The 20,330-nt window shown below is 37.5% G+C and carries 17 protein-coding genes; 3 read left to right on the forward strand and 14 right to left on the reverse strand.

Annotated elements, in window-relative coordinates:
- Positions 1–36 precede the first annotated feature (36 nt).
- A complete protein-coding gene (yrfG, locus tag OLW01_RS11780) occupies positions 37–708 on the forward strand; it encodes a GMP/IMP nucleotidase (protein WP_268074116.1) in 672 nt (223 codons plus the stop codon).
- A gap of 50 nt (positions 709–758) precedes the next feature.
- On the opposite strand, the gene OLW01_RS11785 is transcribed toward yrfG, so the two are convergent.
- The 9 genes from OLW01_RS11785 to hrpB all read right to left on the reverse strand — a co-directional run bounded on the left by OLW01_RS11785 (position 759) and on the right by hrpB (position 15,281).
- On the reverse strand, positions 759–1,508 hold the full coding sequence (locus OLW01_RS11785) for a DUF5020 family protein (protein WP_268074118.1): 750 nt from the start codon (positions 1,506–1,508) through the stop codon (positions 759–761).
- A 307-nt stretch (positions 1,509–1,815) separates the two neighbouring features.
- Positions 1,816–3,909, reverse strand: coding sequence for a TonB-dependent receptor (locus OLW01_RS11790; protein WP_268076222.1), 2,094 nt, complete (start codon positions 3,907–3,909; stop codon positions 1,816–1,818).
- Between the two features lie 96 nt (positions 3,910–4,005).
- Complete coding sequence (locus tag OLW01_RS11795; protein WP_268076223.1) at positions 4,006–5,061, reverse strand: PepSY-associated TM helix domain-containing protein; 1,056 nt, start codon at positions 5,059–5,061, stop codon at positions 4,006–4,008.
- A 139-nt stretch (positions 5,062–5,200) separates the two neighbouring features.
- Positions 5,201–7,147, reverse strand: coding sequence for a metallophosphoesterase family protein (locus tag OLW01_RS11800; protein WP_268074119.1), 1,947 nt, complete (start codon positions 7,145–7,147; stop codon positions 5,201–5,203).
- 104 nt (positions 7,148–7,251) lie between these two features.
- The gene (locus OLW01_RS11805; RefSeq protein ID WP_268074121.1) at positions 7,252–7,911 is read right to left on the reverse strand and encodes a dUTP diphosphatase; all 660 of its coding nucleotides are present in this window, start codon (positions 7,909–7,911) and stop codon (positions 7,252–7,254) included.
- 23 nt (positions 7,912–7,934) lie between these two features.
- Positions 7,935–8,639, reverse strand: a complete 705-nt coding sequence (locus tag OLW01_RS11810) for a pseudouridine synthase (RefSeq protein WP_268074122.1) — start codon at positions 8,637–8,639, stop codon at positions 7,935–7,937.
- Between the two features lie 154 nt (positions 8,640–8,793).
- Positions 8,794–10,056, reverse strand: a complete 1,263-nt coding sequence (locus OLW01_RS11815) for a sensor domain-containing diguanylate cyclase (protein WP_268074123.1) — start codon at positions 10,054–10,056, stop codon at positions 8,794–8,796.
- Positions 10,057–10,442: 386 nt separating this feature from the next.
- On the reverse strand, positions 10,443–12,767 hold the full coding sequence (gene mrcB / locus OLW01_RS11820) for a penicillin-binding protein 1B (protein WP_268074124.1): 2,325 nt from the start codon (positions 12,765–12,767) through the stop codon (positions 10,443–10,445).
- Positions 12,768–15,281 (reverse strand): ATP-dependent helicase HrpB, encoded by a 2,514-nt coding sequence (gene hrpB / locus OLW01_RS11825; RefSeq protein ID WP_268074125.1) that lies wholly within the window; start codon positions 15,279–15,281, stop codon positions 12,768–12,770.
- Between the two features lie 315 nt (positions 15,282–15,596).
- Between hrpB and OLW01_RS11830 the strand changes: the two genes are divergently transcribed.
- The gene (locus tag OLW01_RS11830; RefSeq protein WP_268074127.1) at positions 15,597–16,208 is read left to right on the forward strand and encodes an outer membrane beta-barrel protein; all 612 of its coding nucleotides are present in this window, start codon (positions 15,597–15,599) and stop codon (positions 16,206–16,208) included.
- A 51-nt stretch (positions 16,209–16,259) separates the two neighbouring features.
- Here OLW01_RS11830 and OLW01_RS11835 read toward each other — a convergent pair whose 3' ends face one another.
- The 5 genes from OLW01_RS11835 to OLW01_RS11855 form a co-directional block, all read right to left on the reverse strand.
- Positions 16,260–16,790 (reverse strand): NUDIX hydrolase, encoded by a 531-nt coding sequence (locus OLW01_RS11835; protein WP_268074128.1) that lies wholly within the window; start codon positions 16,788–16,790, stop codon positions 16,260–16,262.
- A gap of 96 nt (positions 16,791–16,886) precedes the next feature.
- Positions 16,887–17,159 (reverse strand): hypothetical protein, encoded by a 273-nt coding sequence (locus OLW01_RS11840; protein WP_268074129.1) that lies wholly within the window; start codon positions 17,157–17,159, stop codon positions 16,887–16,889.
- Positions 17,160–17,238: 79 nt separating this feature from the next.
- A complete protein-coding gene (locus OLW01_RS11845) occupies positions 17,239–17,649 on the reverse strand; it encodes a hypothetical protein (RefSeq protein WP_268074130.1) in 411 nt (136 codons plus the stop codon).
- 24 nt (positions 17,650–17,673) lie between these two features.
- On the reverse strand, positions 17,674–18,009 hold the full coding sequence (locus OLW01_RS11850; RefSeq protein WP_268074131.1) for a DUF883 domain-containing protein: 336 nt from the start codon (positions 18,007–18,009) through the stop codon (positions 17,674–17,676).
- A 255-nt stretch (positions 18,010–18,264) separates the two neighbouring features.
- A complete protein-coding gene (locus tag OLW01_RS11855) occupies positions 18,265–18,771 on the reverse strand; it encodes a hypothetical protein (protein ID WP_268074132.1) in 507 nt (168 codons plus the stop codon).
- A 209-nt stretch (positions 18,772–18,980) separates the two neighbouring features.
- Between OLW01_RS11855 and OLW01_RS11860 the strand changes: the two genes are divergently transcribed.
- Positions 18,981–20,324: a sigma-54 interaction domain-containing protein gene (locus tag OLW01_RS11860; protein ID WP_268074133.1), complete on the forward strand. Its 1,344-nt coding sequence runs from the start codon at positions 18,981–18,983 to the stop codon at positions 20,322–20,324.
- Positions 20,325–20,330 lie beyond the last annotated feature (6 nt).

Below are 20,330 nucleotides of genomic sequence, written 5' to 3' on the forward strand. Positions count from 1 at the left end.
ACTCATTCTCAACTAAGTCAAAAAAATACCTTAAATATGCTCAAGCTGCAATGGCAAGATATAGATACTGTTTTATTAGATATGGACGGTACACTATTAGATTTATATTTTGATAACTACTTTTGGTTAACCCATTTACCAAAACGCTATTCGCAAATTCATCAGAAAGATTTTGCCGCGATAAAACAACAACTTGATAGCGACTATCAAGCATTGCAAGGCCAACTAAAATGGTACTGTTTTGATCATTGGGCGCAAAAATTAAACTTAGATATTATGGCGCTCAAACATGAAGTTGCTCATTTAATTCAAATACGAGAAAGCGTACCGGAATTTTTAACCGCATTAAAACAAGCTGGTAAGCAAGTCGTCATGCTAACAAATTCACACCCAGATGGGGTTAAGTTAAAGCTGGATAAGACAGGCTTGGCGGGTTATTTTGACAAAATTTATTCAACCCACCAATTTGGTTATAGCAAAGAATCACAAAAACTTTGGCAAGCATTAAAAACAGATTTACATTTTGAATCAAGTAAAACGCTGTTTGTGGATGATAGTTTAGTAATTTTACAGGCTGCGAAAACATTTGGGATTAAGCATTTAGTTGCCGTGGCCAACCCAGATAGCCAACAACCTAGCCGAAAAATTAATGAATTTAATGCAATTGAGGATTACTGGGAAATGATAGAACAACTATCCGGCCAATGAACTAAAAAGGCGGCAAAATTGATAAAGAGATAAGCCGCCTTGTTAATTATTTATAAGTGATATTTTGCCATTAAACTAAATACACTTTCATCTTCTAAAATGTCTAACCCGTATTTATTATTCCAATACGAATATTCAAAACCAACTTCTAATTTAGAGTTAGTTAACCCCACCATAGGGCTTATATTCACTAATAATTGTGGATTAAAATGAAAGTCTGATTTGTGATCGCTTCTCGCTGAGGACCAGTCTAAATAACCATCGAAAGTAACTTCAACTGAATCTATCGGTAACTGATAACCCCAAGTTAATGTCAGTTGAATATCGTTTTTGGTTACATCATTTGAAGCATAATACAGCTTGCTAGAAAAACGGTTAAAATAAGGTAAATCCCAATCAACACCCACACCATATAAATAGTTATCTATTTGACCACCAAATTCATAAGTACCAGATAGCGTAACATCTTTAATCGCACCCCATTTAAGCTCGCTACCCGTTAAATAACTTAAGCTGATATCAGGGGCAATTTCGCCGTAAGTAGAATAAGTTTGAAATCCAGATGGGGTGTCTTTTTTTTCTGTTCGGTCAACAAACAAAAACAAACCACCCCAGTTATAACCAGATACATGCTCTAATGTCACTACGTTTTGCTCACTGTTGTCACTGTAAAAATCTGAGTGATTTTGTCCGTGCAAAAACGAGATACTATTGTCACTCCAAATTGGCTTGGCTACAGCAGCTACACTAAAAAAAGCGCTTGATACGATTGCAGAAATCAACAAGGGTTTAAAGTTCATGGTATTCCTAAATAAATCTATATAATTAACATTAGCTTGGGATTATTGATGTTTAAACATTCAATCAAACAACCCGCAGTATTAAAGCGAAATAATAGGTAAAGCGAGCTAAATCTATTATTTAAAAAAAGTGGCTTTCAACAAATATTTTTAAAGTTAGTTTTCAAAAAGTATACCAATTTTAGCTTCAACTTGATGATATGGCTATGAGATTTATTCAAAGGTAGCCTCATCAGAAACTAAAAACCGCTTGGTTTTATACCCAAGCGGTTTTTAGTGAACATATTTAATGCCTGAATTAAATTAATTAAAACTTAAATTCCATGCCTACGTTAACCGTTGTACCTAAACCTTTAATGTTATAACCGCCGTAACGATACGACTGAGATTTAGCTGGAAAATAATCTTTGTTAAATAAGTTTTCAACACCAATAAATGCGGATAAATTTTGTTTAATTTGATATTGGCCATTTAAATTAACAATTTGGTAGCTTTCAACAGGCCCTTCTGCTCCGCCGAAGCCGCCGTTTTCATCTGGGTTAAAGCGCTTGCGATCACCTACATATAAGTAGCTTAAGTTCATTGATAAATCATTGGTTGGCGTCCACCCAAGAAAAATAGTTGCTTTAGGCGGCGCTATTTGGCGAGCATCTAAATAAACATCATCTTGGGTATTTTTGCCTTCAACATAGCTATAAGTCGCTGTGGTTTGCCATTGATCATTAATTTTATAATTAACTAACGCCTCATAACCCCAAATTTTTTGCGGTGCACGTACTGGTAAATATACGCCAGTTTCTTCGTCGTACACATTGCTCGTACCTAATTCAGATGTGCTTTTAAAACCAGCAAATTCAAAATTTAAGTTATTCGTTATTTGCGAGTTAAAACCAATTTCATAGTTATCGATAATCGAAGCTTCAGTATGAATTAATGCAATATCATTAACGGTTGCGGTTCGTAATAAACGGCCCACGTCAGAAATATCAGCGCCTTGTGAATAACTCATAAAAGGATTAAACAATGGCGTATAGTTATATTTTATTGCAGCGTTGTAGGTAGTCGCTTGGTAACTTAATGTATCACCTTTTACATCAACCGCAGCCTGGCACTGTTCGTCACTTTTACAAAGTTTGAGCGTTTGATAATCATCAACAGCCAGCTCAATTTCTTCATCGCGGACACCTAGTTTTACAATAATATCATCTGCGATAATCCATTTAGTTTGTAGAAAAGCAGCAAGATTCTGCATGTCCATTTCTGGCACCCACATTCTGCCATCGACTAATGGTTGCGAGGTAATATCATTTAACCAATCAACCCCATAGATAAACGAGGCATCTGCAAAACTAAAGTCAACTTGGGTATTAAAGGTTGCTCGCGCGCCTTTTTTCTCAGATTTAATAACAGACTGGCCGCCTTCATAACCTTCGTCTGGGTTGGCAAAAGTAGATGAGTAGAAAAAAGTATTTTCAATATTTTGCTGGTAATAATCTAAAGTTAATTGGGTATTAGTAAAAATGTCATAATCAGTATATTTAACTGTAAAGTTGGTATTACCTTCCTGACCTTGAGGTTTGCCTTGTATTTGCTGCTCTTTTGGCACATGAACAGCGTAAGTTTTATCACCGTCATTCATATCACCTTCAATATCGGCTAAATCCGTTTTTTGCTGTGAGCGATAAAAATTAAAACTGGCTTTTAATTGCTTATTTTCATCAAACTGATAACCCAATTTAGCAAAATAATTTTGTGTTTCAGAATCTGACAAGCCATATTTCAAGCCTAAAATGTCACCTTCAGCATCACGCTGAACGCCATTTTCTTCGTAACTTGCAGTTAATAAGTAGCTAAATTTATCAATTTTTCCATTCACTGAGGCTTCAAGTCTGCCACCGACACTTTCGTCAATATCAACGGCGCTAAAGCGGCTAGATACACTTACACTGCCAGCAACAGAATCACTACTTAGCGCATCTTTAGTAATATAATTAATAATACCGCCTGCTGCACCATTACCATAAATAGAGGTTGCCCCTTTAATTACTTCAATTCTGGCGATAGCGCTAGGGTCTAAAGTTTTAACGCCAAGTGCACCATTTCTCAATGGGGTTGACTGAGGCACACCATCAATCATCACTAGTGGGCTTCGACCTCGCAGCGTTTGTCCTGCATTACTTGATGTGCCAGTGCTAGGTGCCATACCCGGCACATACATAGCTAATAAACTTTGCAATTCTGGAGTGATTTTTAAATGCTGTTCAATTGTTTTTTGGCTAATAACGGTAACCGATGCCGGCACCTCATCAATGCTCTCGACCACTCGACTACCTGTCACTATGATGTTTTCCATTTCTTGAGGCTGAGCCATTGCAAGCGGTGATGCAAACACACTTAGCATTGCAATTACGAGGGGATTATAGCGAGCTTGATTCATTTCCATTTAACCTAAATTTGTAAAAACTGGCGAGAATGTTAATGATAATAATTATCAAATTCAAGTGGTTTTTTGTTTTCTTTGTTTACGCAAACAAAATAAATACACACCAGAGACTACAAAAAACAATGGCGTTAAAGCCAATATCAACCACAGAGCCTGTACTAGTCCTCCAGCAAAATCGCCAATATGAAATTTATATCTAAAGTTCCACACTTGGGTCGCAAAGTTCGCTTTTGAGCCATCGTACACTTGTAAAACGCCTGCGGTAAAAGGGTCAACCCACACCCAGCTATAGGCATGTGTTTCACCCGGCATTTGCATTCTAAGCGCCATAGGTTCAGTTTCAGCTTTGGGCAAATAAATTCGATACAGGCTCGCTTCGGGTAAGGCCAAACGCGCATTACTAAGTGCTTCGTTGATTTTAACTTGTGATTGTGGATTAATAGTTGGCGCTTCTGGTCTTGGCTCCACCTTGGCAAAAGTGACCGCTTCAACCGTGCCTTGCGCTATTGTGTTCCAATGAAAAGCCATTCCTGAAAAAGCAACTAAAAACAATGGAATAAAAACATAAACGCCAACCACTGTATGTAGCTGGTAAAACAATATTTTGCGTTTGGCTTTTGGATTTACTTTAAGCCGTTTGAGCCGTTTTTTAGGCTTTACCCATAAATAAAATCCCAATAGAAGCTCTAACATTAAGCAAACACTAGCCAACGAAACTATATTTCTGAGTGGATAACCACCGGCATCATTTTGATACAATAACCAACGATGAAACCCTAATAAATAGCCATAAAAAGTTTGATAATAATTATATTGATGCAGCTTTTTACCTGTGTAAGGGTTTACGCTAATATACATTTTGTTGCTTAGTTGCACCTGCCACGCTTTATTTGGGTTAGTTTCAGGGGTAACTAAAGTTGCAGTTTGGCCGGTTTGGGATGTTACTTTCTTGAGTAACACATCCAGCGGGAGCGGCTTAGTTTGAGGTGCAACCGTCCAGTATTCAGGTTGAAAATAAGTTTGAATATCTTTGGCATATATGAGCAGGCTACCCGTAATACTAAGACCGATTAAGATCACCCCTGCGAATAGGGCGATCACTAAATGCATCCGTCTCAAATACAATTTAACCAAACTGAGTACCTCTACTGAACAATAGCCATTTATATGCTGACAAAACGGATATTGTAAATAAGAACAGTTAGTATTACCAATTGTTATTTGTTTTATTGCCTAAATAATATTCAGCCTATTTAGATTTGTCCTGAGTCGACTTATTTAGCGGAAACTCAATAGCTTGGCCGTTTTCAATTAACTGTGCTATTTTTATCGGCTCACCAGTTTTGTCTAATTCAACCAAACCAATACCAGCATGGTTTAGTAAACGCTCACCTTTGGAAGCTAAATTAGGTTTGATGGGGTCAACTCGCATATGCTTTCGTTTAGTAAACCAGTTTAATGGTGACCAAGGTGCATACAACCAACGATTCAGGCGATCAAGCCAATTTAATAAATTCTCAGGAAAGGTATTTTTAAGCCCACTACTGGTAATTTGCCAAACACTTGGACTATTTTTACGACCTTTCAAACTCACTTTCGAAGCAAATGAATAATGCACATCGCCAGACAAAATCACAAAACGTTGCGGTGTTTTAGGATGACGAAATAAATTCAGTAAATAATAAGCGGCACCTTTATGGGCCATCCAGTTTTCTGCATCAACCATCAATGGTTTACCAAACCAGGTAAAAACTTGCTGTACAGCTTCAATTAATTTAACGCCAAAAATAGGTGCTGGGGAAACTAATACAACGGCTTCATGTTCTAGTAATGATTGCTGTAATTCGGTGAGTGCTTCCCAATCCATTAAACCGGATGGTTTATCAGGTTTAGAAATAGATTGCCACCTTTGGGTGCGGGTATCTAATACTAGGAGCTTTGGCTGTGTGGGCCAAGCATAATTCCAAGAATCAAATTTAAGCAACTTTTTAATAAGCAATTCATGTTCATCTTTACCCAACCGGTTAAAGATTTTTTGGGTCAATGTGATAAACTCATCAGGAAAGTTTTCTGGTGCATTACCCCACCCCTGACAAATAAAATATCCAATTAAGGCATTACCTAAAATACGTCTAGAAAAATCATTTTGGTATGCAACCTTTTCCCAGCTAGCGGTTAAGTTCCAATCATCGGTTACATCGTGATCGTCAAAAATCATAGCGCAAGGCAAATGCGCCATCATTCTGCGAATTTGATGTAAGCCTGATTTAAACGCTTCTACCCGTTTTTGCTGCTCAAGATAACTTGGCTGTTCTTGCGCTAAAATATTGTCAGGCATAGTTAAACTGGTGTAGTGCCAAGCTTCTGGAGACCAAACCAGTAAATACATAGTAAGTACTTCATCTAACGAAATTAAATGATTATGTGCATTATCAGAGGTGAAAATTGGTTTTTTAACTGAGTTGAAGAGTAATTTTTTGACTTGCCCGCCCACTTTATCTTGTGGCAAGACCAACTCTCGGTGGTTGTAATATTCGCTACTTTGTTGCAGTTGGGATGAATCGGCCAAATTAGCTTGAATAAAAGGCTCGTTTTTCCAATTTAATTTTTTGATTAAACGATGGATCGCAATTAAGGTAGGCATCGAAACATCGTCAGCATAAATTTGATCGCCGCTAAGCATTAATACGGCAGGCCAGTTGTCGAGCTCTTCAATATGATTTTTGAGGTAGTCGTCGGCGAAGGTTAAACCATCTGGGCAGTCATGATGGGGCTTACGACAAGAGCCATGCAATATTTTATCTAACCGGCTTTTAATGACAAAACCTAAAGTGTCTTGATTAGGGTAATAAATGCCTTCAACTAACTCATCTAAAGCCTGCCACGTTTTGTTGTCTGCACGACTCGCATTAGATTTAAAATATAGCTGGTATTGAACCCAAGTATCTTGCGGTAAATCTTGCTCAAATGGCACATTAATGAGTTGAAAATAGCAATGTTCGGCAGCGCTAATGGTTTGACAATAAGGCTTCGTGGGATCTGTGAGTAAATAACTTTGAACAGCCTGCTCACCCACCTTTAACTCTAATTGAATATCGACTGGCTGTGAAGTGGCCAGCCAAATCGTCATTTGACGGCAGCTTACTTTACGTAAGATAGGGCCTGATAAAATAACTAAATCATTTGAAAAATCCATAACATCCTCGTTATAAAGTGAGTTTGATAACAGGCGTTCAAACTCACTTTTATGATTTCATCAGGGGAGGTTAACCTAAGTTAGGTTGTGAATTAGCTTGTGAGCTAGGTTACATCTAACAGCGAATATCTTTTACTAAGCTCTTGGTATAACTGATCTTGATAATCCTGTGCTTTAATATCTAGTTTTTCCATTATCTCAACTAAATGCTCATTATCTTCTCGTCCACTCCAGACTTTAATATAGGTGCCTTCTTTATAACCATTGTCTTGCCGAAAGAAGTTAAGTACGTTTTTGCTAACATACTGTGCATATAAAGCATCCCAATCCATTTGGCAATCTTGCAATAACGCTGAGAATAAACCAATGTCATAACGTTTAGCTGCGGCTAAACCAATTAGCAATTCAAGTTTATCCAATAAGCTTAATTGTGAAAAAACGTAATCTTGGCCGTCAAATGTCAGTTTTTGTGCAGTCAGGTGGTTAAAAATGTCATCTGATGCTGCTACTTGGCTGCCTTCGTGTTTGATTAAAATGGCAGATAATACAAAGTGCCAAATATCAACTAATTCCATTTGTAATTGAGCCAAGTCACAATCTTGTTTCTTCCACCACTTCCAGCCATGGTGTTCAATTGCTTCGGCGCCTTCAATCACAACGGCACGCAAAAATGGTGAGCGAACATTAACCCAATCAGGATTAACTTTCGCATTCATTTTATCTTGCAGCGCTAACATAGTGCTTGCTTGATTAGCAGTTAACATTATTTTTCCTTCTCGGTATTTTATTAAAATAAAGCGACTTCTTCAGCGGTTAGGTAACGCCACTCGCACGGCTCTAGATCTGAGTCTATTTCTAAATGGCCTATTTTTTGTCGATGTAAGCTTACAACTTTATTGCCAAGCGCCGCAAACATACGTTTTACTTGATGATAGCGCCCTTCTGATATTGTTAGTTGGGCGCAGTTATCTGTACTAAAACTTAAGTGCGCTGGTAAAGTTGGTTTATCTTCGTTTTTAAGCATAATGCCTTGCGCCACTTGTTCAATCATAATGGCTTGCTCAGCGGGTTCTACAGCATCAGCTAATTGCGCAATATACACTTTTTTACAATGGTAATTAGGTGACGTCACTCTGTGTGACCATTTACCATCATCGGTAATTAGTAATAAACCCGTGGTATCTACATCTAATCGTCCTGCAACGTGCAAGCGTTCAGGTTTTTCAATGTCCATTAATGAAATAACAGATTCATATAATTCAGTATCTGAGGTAGTGCAAAGTGTATCAACCGGTTTGTGCATCATAATGTAACGAGTGCCAACCAGTTCAACTTCTTGTTCAAGGTATTCAACACAAGCATCTTGAGGGACTTTAAATGCGGGGCTTTTGATCACCTCACCATTGACGGTAAAGCTACCTCGGCTAATCGCTTTTTTAGCTTCGCTGCGTGTTAAGTCAACCGCTTCGCACGCGTATTTATCTAAGCGCATTGTTATTCCTGTTAAAGCTCTATTTTAACCAGATTATACCTAATTTAAACATTAAAGTAGACTGGCAAATACAGCAATTACGCTCATTTAAGTGATTTGGGCTGATATACATAAAAATGTGTAGCTATGCTTAAATTAAAAAGCAACCTGTAAATTAATTTTGAATATATTGGGTAACAAGTTGGTTTTTACCTTGCTTTTTAGCTTGATATAAATTGTTATCGGCCAATTTAAATGCTTGCTCGTAACTAATATCAATACTAGAAAGAAAAATTGCACCGCCACTAACTGTGGTAATAGGTTGAGTCGATAAAGGCGTCTTTTCAATGACTTTATTTAATAAATTTAATAATGACGCCTCTGAACCATTTAGCATAATTACAATAAATTCTTCACCACCCGCTCGCACCACAAGATCTAATGGCCTTTGCACAATAGAGCACAAAACGCTGGCAAAATCTTGTAAAACTTGATCCCCTACGTCATGACCATATTGGTCATTAATTTTTTTAAAATTATCAAGATCAAATAAAGCTAAACATAAACAATTTTTGGAGCGTATGCTGGCTTTAATTAAACGTTCAAACTCATCAGCTAAACCTCGCCTGTTGCGCAGCTTAGTTAACGGGTCTCGGTTAGCTAATTCAACTAATTCGTTTTGCACCACCTTTAATCGACTAATATCCATACCATTAAAGAGTAAATAATTAGATTCATTAATTTGTGTCATTGAGCAGTCAAACTCAAATGGAATCGATTCACCGCTATGATTTTTAAGATAAGCTTCATACGCTAAATGGCCTGAACTTTTAACTTGCTCAACAAACCTAAACCAGTCACTGGTCGATTCAAATTGTTCGGATATATGAAAATACGAGCGACTTTTAATTTGCTCGTTGGATAAGTCTAAAAAGCGGTTTAACGCTTGATTAAAACTGATAAATAAACTGGTTTCTGCGTCGCAAACCATGACTAAGGCGGGCGTATTGTCCATCACTGCTCTGAGTAATTCGAGTTCAGCGTTAATCGTACGAGATAACTTTTTTCGTTTTTTTTGTTTAACAATTTGAATGATGCGTTTGGGTAACTCAACACCCTCATGTTGAATGATGCAGTCATCAACCCCCTTTAAAAAGGCTTGGCGGATAAAGTTTGGTTGGCAATCGTCTACACAAATAACGGTGCCGCAGTCGGGGGCCAAGTTTTGAATAATCTTAAGAGGTTCAAATGCGTCAAATTGTCCTGCTTGATGATACAGTAAGACACAGTCAACATTGACCATTTTTAATATATTCGTCAGGTTATTAGCATTTTTGTATGCTATAACTTCAATTTTAAATTCTGCGCCAGCGAGCTGTTCAGATAAACACAGATTCTGCTTCTCAGCCAGGCCCAAAACCAGTAACGCACAGCGCATAAAAACCAGCCTTTGCTATGGTTTACATCCACATTTAATATTGGATATTTGCTTTACGCCGTATAAATTATGCTAACCATCATCTCCAATATGAATTAAGCCCTAAATTAAAAGTACTCTGCTTTACAACTCCATGTTTACACGGGTATTTAACTGCTGAAAACTCATCCAAGCCTAAACAACCATAAACAATGAATAACACTTATTAATCGTTATTATTGTTTTCTAATTCATTAAATTAACTTTAAACCAAATAAATTCAATATCCTAGCTAACTTTTTAGTCAGTTTTGAAATTAATCAACTGAATAACATTCATTAAGCATAGCGTAAGCTGTCTAAAAATAAAGAAAGAGCAGCTATTTTTTATACGATTAAACCCCGTTATTACCAATCAAACAATTTTTGCAACCAAGACTTCTCTGGCTTGTCCCAGTCTTTACTTTGTTCACATTCTTGTGGTTTAGCTAAATGCTCAACTTTGGCAGGAAGCATAATTAAAGCACCACATCCAGGTAAAGAATGTCGTCCTGTTTGTCGGTTAAAGTATCTCATTTCAATACCATCTGGTTTAGCCATTACCAAACTAGAAGGTGTTCTAAGTTTTTGGTATTCACCAAATAATTTGAGCGCGCCGCTTGCGCCCGTTAATTTTGTTGATTGGTTATCGTCATGACCAATCCAAAACACGGCTAATTGAGTCTGGTCGTAACCAACAAACCAACTGTCTAATAAATCATTAGTGGTACCCGTTTTACCGGCAAACTGATGTCGTTTAAATTGGCTACCCAGCCACTTAGCGCTTCCCTTACGAGTCACTTGGTTCATTGCATAATTAATTAAATAAGCATCAGCACGATCAATCACTTTTGTCGGCGCTTGATTAAATTGCCATAGCTGTTGGTTGTCCATAGAATTAACCGTATTTATAGCATGAATTTTTTGTTTATTACCTTCATTGGAAAATGCTTGATATAAATCCGCAACCTCAAAAGGAGATAAAGTTACAGAGCCTAATAGCATTGATGGATATAAACGAATATCACGGGTCAAACCTATATCATTTAAAGTATTAGCGACTGCGTCTAAACCCAACGTCATCCCCAAATTAACGGTTGGTACATTTCGCGAATTAACCAAAGCGTCAACCAGTAAAACGTCGCCTAAAAACTGTTTATCATAATTTTTAGGGGCCCACTCTTTACCTTGTGAGTTGGTTAATTTGATCGGCTCGTCTTTTAACACACTCGCTAAATGGTAGTCATTTTGTTCTAGCGCGGTTAAATAAACTGCTGGTTTTATTAAAGAACCAATATTACGCTGAGCATTCAAGGCTCGGTTAAAACCATCAAAATTAGCTTGTCGATCGCCCACTATCGCTTGTATGCCACCAGAATGACTATCAATGACTAAGCTAGCAGCTTGCAAACCTTCTAAAGTTCTTTGTTGTTCAAGCTGAGTTAAGCCATTACTAATTGCTGTTTGTGCTTGGTTTTGCGCAAGTGGATCAAAATGAGTAAATATTTTTAACCCCGAGTGCATTTCAACTTTATGGTTTAATTGCAATACTCGTTTTAATTCCGCTTGTACTTGATCCAAATAAGCCGGATAACGCCGTTTAGCTATTGCATTTTTATCTTGGATAACCACGTTTCGGGTTATTTCGTATTGGTAATCTTCGGCACTGATTAAATTGCTCTCAGTCATTAATCGCAAAATTAAATCTCGGCGCTTCAGTGCACGGTCTAAGTTATATCTTGGATTGTAATAAGATGGCCCCTTAATAATACCAATCAGCAGTGCTATTTCATTGGGTGCTAATTCATCTAGTGGCTTGGCAAAATAATAATGGCTAGCAAGTCCCATTCCATTTACAGAACGGCTATGGTTTTGACCTAAATAAACTTCATTTAAATAAGCTTCTAAAATTTCAGACTTGTTATATCTGGCATCCAGTAGCACAGCCATATAGGCTTCTTTTATTTTGCGCCATAAGCTTCGCTCATTAGTTAAAAACATATTTTTAACTAACTGCTGAGTGAGCGTGCTACCCCCTTGTACGGTGCGACCAGCTTGAATATTAACCCATAATGCTCGGGCAATTGATAAAGGCGCAACACCATGGTGTTTATAAAAATTTTGATCTTCAACCAATAATAAAGTTTGAATTAATAAATCAGGCACTTGATGCAGTTTAACTAAAATTCTGTCCTCTAAATTATTTGCTTGTAAGCGCCCAATTAAATAAGGCTCAAGTGAAAACGCAGATTGAGTGTCATTTCCTGCTAGTTTCGCAATACGATCAATTCTATTTTTGTAAAATGAAACTTCTAATTTTTGCGCATCAACTTCACTATGAGGTAAAGAATAGGCTCGTCTGTAAAATCGTACGCCAGTACGCGTTGGTTCAAACTCACCCGGCGCACTTAACTGCCTAACTTGCCGGTAATCTAATAATTTTAAATGCTCTATTAAAGCCGTGCGACTGAGCGCATCCGATTTTTGATAATTATGTTCAACCCCATAAACCAGCGCAGGTAACTGCCATTTATTCCCTTCAAACTTTTGTTTTATTTGAGCGTCTAAATAGATACCAGCTGCAATAAAGAGTGCAACAAAAACAAAAAACAATTTAATTAAGGTTTTTAATACCCAAGGTTTTTTAGTTGCTTGCTTTGATTTTGATTTGTTATTTTTTTTAGGTTGACTCATTTAACCACTTTGCCTTTGTCGTTTTGTTGCAGTACCTGCCGATGCATTTGCCGGATCATCAGGCCAATAATGTTTAGGATAATTTGCTTTCATGTCTTTTTGGACAAGCGGATAACTGCCATGCCAAAAACCAATTAAATCTTGAGTTGTTTGAATTGCCCGCTTTGCCGGAGATAACAATTCAACCACTAAAGCTTGCTGTCCAGCCAAAATACTAGGATGCTGAGCGACCCCGTAAAAAGATTGCATAAAACCTTTAATACTAGGACCAGCAGGCGCCACGTAATCAATTTTAACCTGACGCCCATCTGGCAATTGATAACTAACAGGGCATAAATTATTTAGTTCAGTTTGCAGTTGATACGCTTGTTGATCTAACCATATTTTAACTAAATTTAGGTTTTGAAACTGAGACAAAGCACTCACATTAGTCAAATAAAGCGCAAGCCATTCGTCCGCTTGTGCAAACATATCCGACAAGTGTAGCGTGTTAAATGCCACGTTTGCCGATACAAGCCGTGTACCGGCTTTAACTTGCGACGCCAAGTTCCAGCGAGCAATAAATTGGTTAAGTGAATTTTTTTGCGATTCGCTCAACAAATTTTGATAATTACTCTGTAGTTCAGTTAACCAAGCCTGCTGCAATTGCTTGCCTGTCGGTTTTTGGGTTAAAGCTTGTTTAGCCAGCAAAATGTTAAACAATTTTGTTTGTTCAAATAGCTTAAGCTGACCTGACTTTAAATCTATCTCCAAGCTAATACTTGACGACCGATAAGTTAGACTTAGTTTCTCAAACTCTGATTTTTCAAGCTGTACGGCGCTGTAAATAATGCCATTTGCTTTCTGGTTTTGAAACCCTGCATCCATCACTAATAAATACTCTGGAGGATTAAGCGATTCGAGCTGCCTAAGCTCAACTGCAGAGCCTGATGCCATAACATAAATAGCACTTTGTTCAGAGTGATGTTTTAGTTTGGCCATGCGTTGCGGCCAAATTGGTACCAACAATTCAGCTAAAGTTGAAAGTTGGCTGTCAATTTCTGTCAGGCTCAGCTTTCGGCCCAAATTTTTTTGCGCTTGCTGCTTTATACTTGAGTTATCTTGTTTTAAAACCGCTAATAAAGCATTACGCATATCCCAATGCGTAGATTTTTGAGACTCTTGTAAGTAAGCAGCAATCAAATAAGCTAACGCTGACCCTTTTGTTTGCTCAATTAATAACGATGACGCTATATCACCAGCACTTAATGTTAATTGACGCGCCTTTTTAGTTAATTGCTTTTCTTTACTCATTAATTGCCAATTAATGAGTTTTTGCTCCGCTGCTTTGAGTTGGCTTATTCTGGGTTTGGTCGGCCAGTTGAATGCATAAATGTCATTTTCGCCCCATAACCGAGTTTCAAATAAAATTTGTGACAAGTCAGCTTTTTCTATTTCTGCCGGATACTGTTCCCTTAACCTGTTCTGCTCGTCTTCTGTCCAAAGCCGAAAACAAACACCTGAATCAAGTCGGCCTGCACGCCCTGCTCGCTGAATTGAGGAAGCTTTAGATATTCGCTCTGTAATTAATTGATTAAAATCAGTTTTGTGATCAAATTGTGCGGTTTTGTGCAGACCTGAATCAATCACAATTCGAATATTTTCTATCGTTAAACTGGTTTCTGCAATATTGGTCGATAATACAATTTTACGTTTGCCATTTACATCGACTTTTAATGCTTGCTGCTGCTCGTCTAATGGTAAACGCCCATGTAATTTTGATATTTTAAGTTGTGATAGCTCGGCATGCTCTAAAACCGAAGCCACTTGATTTATCTCGTAAATACCAGGTAAAAAAACTAAAATGTCACCATCAAAATTTAGAGCTTCCTTAACAACCGATAATATATGACGACTTAAATTAGCAACTGGGTTTCTCGATTTATGCTGACTATTGTTATTTAAATTCAACGGCCGGTAATAATAATCTATTGGATATAAACGTCCTGAGCTTTCAATGACTGGCGCATCAGGCAGCACAGCCTTTAACATAGTTAAATCTAAAGTGGCCGACATAATTAACATTTGCAAATCATCTCTGAGCGCTTCTTGTACTTGCTGAGTTAATACAAATGCAAAATCAGCGTTGAGTGAACGCTCATGAAATTCATCAAATATAATCAGCTGGTAGTCACTTAATTCAGGATCAGATTGCAAAATTCGCGTCAACACACCTTCGGTCACAACTTCTAATTGAGTGTTAGCTGAAACTTTTGATAAACCCCGCATGCGCAACCCTATTTTCTGGCCGACAGCTTCATTAAGCTGCTTGGCCAAATAACTGGCAATATTTCTGGCTGCTACACGTCTGGGTTCTAGCAAAAGTATTTTTTTTGCCCCTGCAGAATATAAGTTAAGTAATTCAAGTGGCAATAAGGTTGACTTACCCGCGCCGGGTGGTGCTTGAATAACCAGATTATTATTTGAAGCCAGTGCAGCTTTTATTTCAGGTAAAACAGCGTTTATTGGTAACACAAGTAAAATGCAATTAAGTTAATTTATGTCATGGTATAACGGCTGGAGTCAGACAACAATCTAAGCTGTGTATTAACAAGCAATAAAATGAAAATAAAGTGTAGCGTGCGTTGTTCTGCCGTGCACCTAGCTCCATGTAGGCGTATGAAAAACCAAGTTATAAAAAGCTAAAAACAACCAGAGCAAATTTCTAAGACCTGCCTCTGAATGACTTAAAATTGAATTGTACCCTATCGCTTTTTTAGTTAGAGTTTTTTAGATTCTTATTCTACTGTAAGGCTTAGCGCTCAATTTAAATATATAAAAGGAAATATTTTGATTAAACAAACTATTTTGTTACTTTCGCTTGCAGCAGCTCCGCTTGCTCATGCTAACGATGACTTTTTTTATGTAGGGGGTAAATTAGGCGTTGAATACGTACAAGCGCATCAAACCCCTAATATTAGCTATGATTCGGCAAACGACAATGAAACCATTACAGGCGGTTATTTAGGTTACCAAGTTAAGTTTTCGCCTGCGTTTTCAGCAGCGATAGAGGCTGAATATATGAATCGAGATCATATGTTAGCTTATTCAGCTAATGAACAATCGTTACAAGCGACAATGGATTACAATGCATCTATTGGCATATTACTTAAACACCATTATGCTGAAAATGTCGATTTTAATTTAAGATTTTCAAACGTTAAATCTGAAGTGTCAGTGAACCCAACAAGCGATCAAAACGACATTTCAACCGGCGATTTAAACGGTTACCAAATGGCAGTAGGTTTTGATTTATTAAATCAGTCTCAAATGAGTTTTAGAATTGAATACGTGTATTCTAATTTTGGTGAGAAAGCGATTTATCCAACCGATTTAAGTGCTAACAATAAGACCGAGATCAGATCGACAGCTATTGTAATCGGTGCTCATTACCGTTTTTAATCTTTAGTTCTGCGCTCATTATCATCTGTTAAATAACCGCACTGAGCTGGTTTAGGCTGGCTCAGTTGTTAGTAGCTCTTTTGCAATTAACTTTAATAAAAAAGTTTCTCTTTCTATCGATAATCCTTTTTTATCACTATTGGCCATCGTTTGCTCATTATGTTCAATTGCTTGATGAATGTTAACCCACACCGGCTTCATACCATTTCGAATTTCATAATCTTCTAACTGCGTATTAGCTAGTTTTTCATCTATTTGGCAAGTAAAGCAGTACGACAGCATATGCACGGCATCGTAATTATCTTTATACCAAGGGCGGTATTCTTCGTACAGGCCAAAAGCTTCGATTTGAGTAATGTTTTGTGCGCCGGTTTCTTCCCGTAACTCTCGAATTAATCCGGCTCGAATATCTTCACCATCATCAACACCTCCACCTGGTAAGGTATAATCATGATACCTTTGGGTATACAGCATTAAAATTAAGTCTCCTTTTAACACAATTGCTCGGGCAGCTAATCGTTTAAAAGTTGAATCTTGGGCTAAGTTAACTTTAGGATGGCAAGCAGATTTAAGTAGGCGCATAACATAAACGGTTCAAGAGTAAAACCGAGATTGTAACATGATTCCATTACAAACCACACACAGCCTTACACTTAATCAAACGCAGCGTTAAGACTCCTAGTCATGCTTAATTTTTGAAATAATTTGTTGTTGGATAAAAGGCAATGCAAGATGCAATAATGAGCTACTCGCCGTTTTTAATGGTTTATGTCCAGCAAATAAACCCAACCCAAAGCAAATTAACAGACCAGTTCGACTGCCAGCAAATTGCTCGGTCTTCATCAATAAATTATTTTGAGATTGATGTACACCTTGTTTCAGTAGCGCTCTTTGTTGTTTCAATTGAGCTAATTTTTTATGATTTTTACGACAACACCATTTTACTAGCATAATCTCCTCCCATCGTGTTTTAACTACGCTTGAGCAATGCTATTTGTTTGAGATAAAAAGAAGCTTTAATCGGTTAAAACTAACTTTCTGTAGAAAAAACAGCTTGTTTAATTTCTTTAAATGCGGCTCTTAATGAGCGGATCACAAGTAAGATGATTAATAAATTAAGTGCCAGTAAAATAGCGCCCGTCATCCACCAGTTTAGTCCGAGTTGAACCAAGCCTACACCTAAAAAAGCCACTAAGCCAAACCAGACCCCCGCAACTAATATAACCGCCAACAAAGTAAGCGCTAATATAATAAAAACTGCTTTTAGGGCTGTATCAGTACGCTCCGCTGCGCTGGCCAAATAGTTAAGCCATAATGCTTTATACTGCAGCACTAACACATTAACCGATTCTGAAAACGTTGGGCTAGACACGTCTGCGCCTTCAGCTAAATTCTCATCAGCTGAAGGCGCAGATTCTGTCGAGTCAAATTGTTTTGACATAACTTAAATTGCTACCACTAACAATTAGCTTTTTTTGTTCGAAAAGCATGAAGCAATAAGCGCACCTGCAGCAAATGCAATACCCGCAGACGCTAATGGGTGTTTTTGTACAAAACCCTGTGCATTTTCAGACATTAGCTGTGCTTGGGCTTGTAATTGTCTGCGTCGCTCGGCAAGTGCCTCTGATGATTCAGAAGCAGTTTGACGAGTAGCAGACTCCGCAACTCTGGCTTTATCTGCCATCGCTTCAATTGCTTTATGTGCAGCAGCGGTTGCAGCTTCTGTAATTGCAGCTTGGTTAGCTGCTGCTGTTGAAGTGCTTGAATTTGAGTTTGATGAACTTTCTTTTGTAGCGGCCATATATTGGACTCCTTCGTTTTATGGTTTATCTACCGTTAGTTACCTCTACTAAACGACTGCTTAAATTCATTTAGTTACTTAAAGTACTAAAATGAGTAGTGCACCTATTGTGCCAACCCCAAAAAAAATAAAAATAAATAATTACTTTTCAACAACTTAAAACAAACCAACACTCAATGATTTTTTAGTTTACTCATACAATAAACTTTAGTACTCGGTAGTAATTACACTTTGGATATAACAAAAGCGTAATATTTACACGAGTTGAAAATCTAAATCGCTCACCAAATCAAAGGCTCTTATACAGTCATCCATTTCAATTTGTAACCAAGCAATTTCACTCGAAAGTTCATGTTTAAACCGTGAGTTTTTAAGTTTGGATGCATTCAATTTTAATAATTTTAAACAATCAACTTCATGTGTTAGCAAGTGTTGATTTTTTATCTTATTAGCGCCTGTATAGGCAAATTGTTCTACTGGTTCTATTGATTGACGGCTTTGATAATAAGCTTGGCAAAGCGCTTTCGCATCACTTGATAATTCAAATTTTTCTGAACCAATTTCCTTCTGGCAACGCAGTGCGAGTCGCATATGGCGTTGATATAAAGTTTTTGAAGTCGCCACTTGATTATGGTGTTTAAGTCCTGGAATAAACTGGCGATAAAACGCTAATGCACACTCTGATATGCTTAAGATCTCATAAATAACATTTTTCTCTTGATTTAACATGACATTGCCCACACTATATGATTGATTATTCATATTGCTCCAACTATTAGACTAACCTAACTGATAGCAAAACAAACCAAGTAAAAATTGAGTATTTAAACGTATATTTTTCGTTTGTTGATATATTCACCTGTATTTTATGTTCAAAAGCTCAGTTATGTTTTATACAAATTACCCATTTAACCGTGCAGGATTCACACCAATGTTGTATGCATGGCTAAAATTTAACGAGGCAAAATATAATGGCAACTCCAAGCTTGCTGGTTAAAGCATCAGATAAAAAGCTTGCATTACAGATAGAAAAAATTGCAAACAATGCAGGCTACCAAAGTGTTGAATTAGATTTGCAAAACAAATCAGATAAAGATTTAGCAAGCTATCCTACCGATGTATTTTTTATTCAAATTAACGAACAAAACAACACTTTATTAGACAGTTTGCTTAAATCACATTTACATTTTTATAAAGACTTTATATTTGTCAGCCGGGGTGAACCTAACCCAACGCTAGATGAATTAATGCGCCAAGGCGCTGGCTACCATTTCAGAGAGCCAGTTGATATTGAGCAGGTAAAAGAAGTATTAGTAGATTTTTCTGCTGAGTTAACCGAAAACAATCACGATATTGAAAAAATCCAATCCAGTAATATAGATCAATTTGGTTTATTAACCGGCTCATCGCAAGTAATGCGCAAACTCTACCGCACAATTCGGCGTGTAGCAGGTAGCGAAAGTAATGTGCTGATTCAAGGTGAAAGCGGTGTCGGTAAAGAGTTAGTCGCTCATACCATTCACAGCCAAAGTAAACGCAATTTAAAACCTTTTATCGCAGTAAACTGTGGCGCATTAACCCCTGAGCTGATTGACAGTGAACTATTCGGTCACCTCAAAGGATCATTTACTGGTGCAAACCGAGATCACAAAGGCATTTTTGAACAAGCACAAGGTGGCACTTTATTTTTAGATGAAGTGACTGAAATGCCACTTGAGCAACAAGTTAAGTTACTTAGAGTGCTTGAAACTGGTGAGTTTCGCCCTGTTGGTAGTCAAAAAGTAAAATTTGCAGATGTCAGAATTGTCGCTGCCACCAACCGCAATCCAATACAAGCAATTGAAACGGGTATCTTCAGAGAAGATCTTTATTTCAGGTTAGCTCAATTTCCGCTACAAGTGCCGCCGTTACGGGCTCGAGGAAATGATATTATAGAGCTCGCTAAACATTTTTTAGCATACCGTAGCAGCGAAGAAAACTGTGTGAAGTCGATAACGGACCACGCTCTTGAAAAAATAGCCAGTCACACTTGGCCAGGTAATGTTAGAGAACTCAGACATACCGTAGAACGGGCATTTATTTTAGCTGAAAACTTAATTGATGTTGACCATTTAATTTTTGATTCTGAACAACAAGAAACTGAAAACGCTGAAGGGGTACCGAGTGGTATGTCTTTAGATGAGCTTGAAAAAATTGCTATACAACAAGCACTTGAAGATAACCAAGGAAATAAAACAGAAGCCGCAGCTCAACTTGGGATTAGCGTGAAAACCTTATATAACAAGCTTGAAAAATATTCTGCTGTGCATCAATAAGCGACT

It is taken from the genome of Catenovulum adriaticum (genome assembly GCF_026725475.1).
In the GTDB taxonomy this organism is placed as follows: domain Bacteria; phylum Pseudomonadota; class Gammaproteobacteria; order Enterobacterales; family Alteromonadaceae; genus Catenovulum; species Catenovulum adriaticum.